General features: G+C 63.7%; 5 protein-coding genes. 1 reads left to right on the forward strand and 4 read right to left on the reverse strand.

The features are described from left to right. Window positions 1–55: 55 nt before the first annotated feature. The 4 genes from HMPREF0178_RS09750 to htpX all read right to left on the reverse strand — a co-directional run bounded on the left by HMPREF0178_RS09750 (window position 56) and on the right by htpX (window position 3,670). Window positions 56–766, reverse strand: coding sequence for a YggS family pyridoxal phosphate-dependent enzyme (locus HMPREF0178_RS09750; protein ID WP_009733274.1), 711 nt, complete (start codon window positions 764–766; stop codon window positions 56–58). A gap of 3 nt (window positions 767–769) precedes the next feature. After that, complete coding sequence (gene era, locus HMPREF0178_RS09755; RefSeq protein WP_005028398.1) at window positions 770–1,705, reverse strand: GTPase Era; 936 nt, start codon at window positions 1,703–1,705, stop codon at window positions 770–772. A gap of 68 nt (window positions 1,706–1,773) precedes the next feature. Further along, the gene (locus HMPREF0178_RS09760; RefSeq protein ID WP_005028400.1) at window positions 1,774–2,175 is read right to left on the reverse strand and encodes a DVU_2496 family lipoprotein; all 402 of its coding nucleotides are present in this window, start codon (window positions 2,173–2,175) and stop codon (window positions 1,774–1,776) included. A 631-nt stretch (window positions 2,176–2,806) separates the two neighbouring features. After that, on the reverse strand, window positions 2,807–3,670 hold the full coding sequence (gene htpX, locus HMPREF0178_RS09765; RefSeq protein ID WP_009733275.1) for a zinc metalloprotease HtpX: 864 nt from the start codon (window positions 3,668–3,670) through the stop codon (window positions 2,807–2,809). A 199-nt stretch (window positions 3,671–3,869) separates the two neighbouring features. Between htpX and HMPREF0178_RS09770 the strand changes: the two genes are divergently transcribed. Further along, a complete protein-coding gene (locus HMPREF0178_RS09770) occupies window positions 3,870–5,567 on the forward strand; it encodes a hydantoinase/oxoprolinase family protein (protein WP_009733276.1) in 1,698 nt (565 codons plus the stop codon). Window positions 5,568–5,726 lie beyond the last annotated feature (159 nt).

Consider the following 5,726-nt stretch of genomic DNA (forward strand, 5'->3'; position numbering starts at 1 on the left):
CTCTCTCTCTCTCTCTCTCTCTCTCTCTCTCTCTCTCTCTCTCTCTCTCTCTCTCCTACGCCTTCACAGGCCGGGGGCCGAAGATGTCGGTCCCGACGCGGACGAGGGTGGCGCCTTCCTCGACGGCCTGCACGCAGTCGCCGGACATCCCCATCGAAAGCTCGGGCAGCTTGATGCCGAGGCGGGCTTCGAGATCGTCGCGCAGCTCGCGGAGCCGGGCAAAATAGGGCCGGGCGGCTTCGCCGTCGTCAAAGAACGGGGGCAGGCACATCAGGCCGCGGACTTCAAGGCGCGGGAGCGCAAGGACGGCTTCGGCAAGGGCGGGCAGATCGTGCTCGTCGACGCCGGCCTTCTGCGGCTCGTTGCCGATGTTGACCTGAAGGAGCACGCGCTGCACCGGAATGTCCTCGGGCAGGCGGCGGGCCAGCGTTTCGGCGAACTTCAAGTTGTCCACAGTGTGGATGAGGGCGAAACGCCCGGTGACGTCCTTGGCCTTGTTGGTCTGGACGTGGCCGATGCAATGCCACTCCACATCGAGATCGGGAAGGGCTTCCTGCTTGGCAAGCGCTTCCTGCACGTAATTTTCGCCAAAAATCCGTTGTCCGAACCCGTATGCCGCGAGAATGGCCTCCACAGGATGGAGCTTGGATACGGCAATGAGACGTACATCTTCCGGCTTGCGCCCCGCGATGCGGGCGGCCTCGGCGAGGCGCCCGCGTACGGCTTCGAGGCGTTCCCCAAGCGCTGCTGTTTCTGACGGATTCATGGGCTAGTACTCCGCTTCAGCTCCAAAGCCGAGGCTGTGCAGGAACTGCGGGTCATCGACCCAGTCCTCACGAACCTTGACCCAGAGTTCGAGGTGAACCTTTTTATCGACCAGATCCCGGATTTCCTTGCGGGCGGCCGTGCCGATGGCCTTGATGCCTTCGCCCGCCCGGCCGATGACCATGGCCTTGTGCGAGGGCTTCGCCACATAGATGGCGGCATGGATGAGCACGCGATCGTCTTCTTCGTCCCACACTTCAACGTCCACGGCGACGGAATAGGGGACTTCCTGATACAGCTTTTCGAAAAGCTTCTCGCGGATGATCTCGGCGGCCATGAACTTCATGGGGGCCGTGGAAAGCTGATCTTCGGGGAACTGCGCCTCGCCTTCGGGCAGGTGGGAGCGGATGAGCTCAAGGAGCTGCTCCACGCCGTTGCGGCGCAGGGCCGACGCCGGGAAGATTTCCGCCTTCGGGAACATCTGGGCCACGGACTCCAGCAGGGGCAGCATACGCGACTTGTCATGGAACAGGTCGACCTTGTTCACCACAACGACGACGGGGCGCTCCTCTTCGGCCAGCGGCTGGATGAGGGGCGCGAGATCGCGCTCCATGAAGTCCGGCTTGCGCAGGTACAGATCGCCGTCGATGACGAGCACGATGCAGTTCGCCACCGCGAAGCTCTGCCACGCCGACTGGACCATGATCTTGCCGAGCTGGCCTCTGGTCTGGCCGCGCAGGGCGTGCACGCCGGGCGTATCCATAAAAATGACTTGGGCATCCTTCTGGGTCAGGATGCCGACGATGCGGTTACGGGTCGTCTGCGGCTTGGCCGTGACGATCGCCACCTTCTGGCCCACAAGGGCGTTGGTAAGGGTGGATTTGCCCGCATTGGGCGGACCCATCAGCGCTACCCATCCACAACGGTGTGCTGTTGCCATATAGTCTCCTCAAAAACGCAAAAATGTTGGTTTCATACGTCCGCTTCGAAGCGGGATGTCATCAAATCTCAAGATGCCGAAAGCGCGATAAGCTGGGCCGGGCGGCGCATACGCCATTCGCCGGGCCGCACTTCCACGACATCCTCTTCCCATACGCCCTCAAGGCGGTACACGCGCCAGAGGCCGGGAAGGAGTTCATGATCGTGTTCCAGCCGTTCTTCGAGCATCCGGGCCATTTCTTCCGTACAGAAGACGGGGAGATCCTCATAGCGGCCTTCCGAAGCCAGCAGCGTCGCTTCGTCGTGCTGAATATACTGCATATATGACGCGGGCGCGAGAACAAAAATGCCGCCGCACTCGGAGCGCTGCACCGGCACGGGTTCCTCGCCAAGGGTTCTTTTCTCGCCGCACCCGGAAACGCCAAGGCACGCCGCAAGCGCCAGACCTATCGAAAGGCTCCCATATTGCATCGTTTACTCCAAGGAACACCGAAAAAGCCATGATTCAGGATGGATGGTAGACGGCTTCCGGGATCGCTCCCGGAAGGCCCCGTATCTTCCCGCCGGGGCCGCCGTCCGAAAAATGCTTCCGAAGGGTCTGTTTCGCTACCGGAATATGCGTCCAGCGTCAAGGATGATAGAAGCGGCTGGAAAGGGGAACCCCTTCTGAAGAAGGGAAAAATGTCCTCTGCCGCGTCTCCGTTTTTTTCGTGCGCTCCCTTCGGGTGGCGGGGAGGCCGCGCAGGGCGGGTGTTCACGCTCATTAAAAGGAGCGAGGCTTTCAGGGCCGTTCGAGCGGAGGAAAGAAACATATTCCTTCCGATTTGTTGCCAAGGGAGTGTCTGATTGCTCGGGGATAAGCAAAAAAGGTTCCGCATCCGGTTTGCGCGGGATACGGAACCCATCTTCTTTCGAGACGTGGAGGAAATGCAATGTGAAGGGCGGCGGGGCCGTGAATTCAGGAGGATGCGCGGGCCTTGCCGGAGCCGTCCAGAGCGTTTCCTCGGGCAGACGAGAGGCACCCGCAGGCAGGACCGGCTGGGCCGGTAAGTCGCATTTCCCCGGAAGGGCAAGGGGCAATGCCCTGCCCGCCGGAGATTTTTTATCTGACGCCCGCCATTTCGCGGAGACGGGCGATGCGGTCGTTGATGTCGGGGTGGGTGCTGAACAGCTTGGCCATGCCGCCGCCGAAGAGGGGGGCGACGATGAACATTTCCGCCGTGGTGGGGTTGCCGTTCTGCATGGGGATGCGCTGGTTCCATGACTGGAGCTTGCCGAGCGCGGCGGCGAGGGCTAGGGGCTGCCCGCAGTAGCGCGCCCCGCTGGCGTCGGCGAGGTATTCGCGCGAGCGGGAGATGGCGAACTGGATCAGCGACGCCGCGATGGGCGCGAGGATGGCGAGCACGATGGCCATGAGCGGGTTGCTGCCGCCTCCTTCGCCGTCTTCGCTGCTGCGGCCCATGCCGAAGATGGCGGCGAACTGCATAAAGTTGGCGATGGACACGATGGTCGAGGCCATGACCCCGGCGACCGTCTGGATCAGGATGTCGCGGTTGGCGATGTGCGCGATTTCATGAGCAAGCACGCCCTTGAGCTCTTCCGGGGACAGCAGGCGCAGGATGCCTTCCGTGACGGCGACCACGCTGTTTTCGGGGTTGCGGCCCGTGGCGAAGGCGTTGGGGGCTTCTTCGGGAACCACGGCGATGCGCGGCATGGGGATCTGGGCGTTGGCGGCCAGCTCGCGCACCATGCTGTAGATCATGGGGGCTTCGCTTTCCGACAGTTCGCGGGCCTGATACATCCTCAGGACGATTTTGTCGGAATACCAATAGCTCCCCACGTTCATGATCAGGGCGAGGCCGAAAGCGATAACGATCCCCGTCTTGCCGCCCAGAGCGCCTCCGAGAACGATGATGAGGCCGGAAAGCAGGGCAAGCAACATGAATGTCTTCAGTTGGCTGGTCACGTACGTATTCTCCTTTGGTGTTGCGACCGATCCCGGATCGGTTGTCGATCCGGTTCTTTTCCTTGTAATAGGGGAAAGTATAGGGTCGGGGATGCCGTTTGGCAAGGGCGGGCGGGGTTTCCCTGCGCCGGGGTTTTGCGTTACGCTGCCGACGGGCGCGAGGTCCGTTGCCGGAAACAGGCGCCTCAGGAGGCCGTACGTGTCAAAAGAACGGAAAACCCCGGCCGTGCTCGGGCTGGATATGGGCGGAACGCATACCGACGCCGTGCTGTTGCGCGGCGGAACGCTGCTCGCGTCCGTCAAAGTTCCCACCAACCATCAGGATTTGCTGGTTTCCACACGAGAGGCCCTGCACGCGCTGTTCGAGTCGGGAGCGGCGTTTCCGGCGGACGTGAGCCGGGCGACGTTCGGGACCACCCTCGCCGTGAATGCCGTAGTGCAGAACGCCTGCGCGCCTGTGGGTCTGCTGATCGGCGCGGGGCCGGGCCTTGATCCGGGCTGGTTCGGGCTGGGAGGCCATACGGCGCTCGTTCCCGGCGGCGTGGATCACCGGGGGACGGAAGTCGCGCCTCCGGATCGGGAGGCTATACGGCGGGTTGTGAGCGGCTGGCGGGAGGAAGGGCTGGCCGCGTTCGCCTGCGTCGCCAAGTTTTCGACGCGCAATCCGGCACATGAGGACGCGATGGCGGAGGTCATACGCGAAGTTTTCTCGGACGGCCCGGAACCGGTGATCGCGCTCGGGCATCGTTTGTCGGGCCGCCTGAATTTTCCGCGCCGCATTGCCACGGCCTATTGGAACGCGGCGGTCTGGACGCTGCACAACCGGTTCGCGGATGCGGTGGAAGCCAGCCTGAAGGACATGGGCATCGACGCGCCCGCCTATCTTTTGAAGGCCGACGGGGGAGCCATCCCGCTTTCGGTGTCCCGCGAGCGGCCTGTGGAAGCCCTGCTTTCCGGCCCTGCCGCCAGCGTCATGGGCATGATGGCCCTGATGCCGTCCTGCTCCGAAGATACCCTTGTGCTCGACATGGGCGGAACGACGACGGACATAGCCTTGCTCGCCGCCGGGCAGCCCGTATTGTCGCCTGACGATCTGGTGGTCAACGGGCGCTCCACGCTGGTCCGCGCGCTCAAGTCCGTTTCCATCGGGCTTGGAGGGGATTCGCAGGTGACGGTCGCGCCCGGCATTCAGGTCGGCCCGCTGCGCAAGGGGCCCGCGCTGGCGTTCGGCGGGACGGACGGCCCCACATTTCTCGACTGCCTCAATGTGCTTGGACATGCGGACGCCGGGGATGTTGCTGCGTCACGCGCGGGTGTGGAATCCCTTGCCGCAGCCCACGGGCTGAGCGCAGAGTCCCTCTCGCAGGAGGTTTTGGATTGCGCCCGTTCCCGCGTCGCCTCCGCCGTGCGGTCGTTGCTCGATGAGGTGAACAGCCGTCCCGTGTACACGCTGGCGGCCTTGCTTGAGGAACGCGCCGTTCGCCCTGCCCGCGCCGTGCTTGTGGGCGGCCCCGCCGAGGCGGTGGCTCCTCTGCTCGGGGACGCTCTGGGGCTTCCTGTGGAGACGCTCGGCGATCCTGTGCTTGGCCCTGTCGCCAACGCCATCGGCGCGGCGCTCACCCGTCCCACGGCGAGCCTTGATCTGTTTGCGGATACGGCGGCTGGTATGCTGCTGGTTCCGAGCCTCGACATCCGCAAGCCCATTACACGGCGCTACACGCTCGAAGAAGCCAAGGCCGAGGCGTGCGGGCTTCTCCGTGGACAGGCCGCCTTTGCCTCCGCGTCTCCCGAAATCGACGTCACCGAGGCCCAGCTTTTCGCCACGCTCGACGAGTACGGGCGCGGAGGGCGGGACATCCGCGTCCGCTGCCAGCTTCGGCCCGGCGTCGAACGGTAGAGGTTGAAGAAATTGGAGGGGGCGGGGAGGACTTTCTTTAGAAAGTCCTCCCCGCCCCCTCCAAGCCACCCCCACCCCTCCCAAAGACTTTTGACGTTACCCAGTCCCTGTTCCGCGTTCCTACAGGGCTCGATGGTTAGGGTATAGGTGAGGGACGTG

The sequence above is a fragment of the Bilophila sp. 4_1_30 genome (assembly GCF_000224655.1).
GTDB lineage: Bacteria > Desulfobacterota > Desulfovibrionia > Desulfovibrionales > Desulfovibrionaceae > Bilophila > Bilophila wadsworthia.

What these genes read in the sequence shown, in the direction of transcription:
- era (WP_005028398.1), bottom strand. Translation starts at nt 1,705, where the DNA reads ATGGCAACAGCACACCGTTGTGGATGGGTAGCGCTGATGGGTCCGCCC.
- HMPREF0178_RS09750 (WP_009733274.1), bottom strand. Translation starts at nt 766, where the DNA reads ATGAATCCGTCAGAAACAGCAGCGCTTGGGGAACGCCTCGAAGCCGTA.
- HMPREF0178_RS09760 (WP_005028400.1), bottom strand. Translation starts at nt 2,175, where the DNA reads ATGCAATATGGGAGCCTTTCGATAGGTCTGGCGCTTGCGGCGTGCCTT.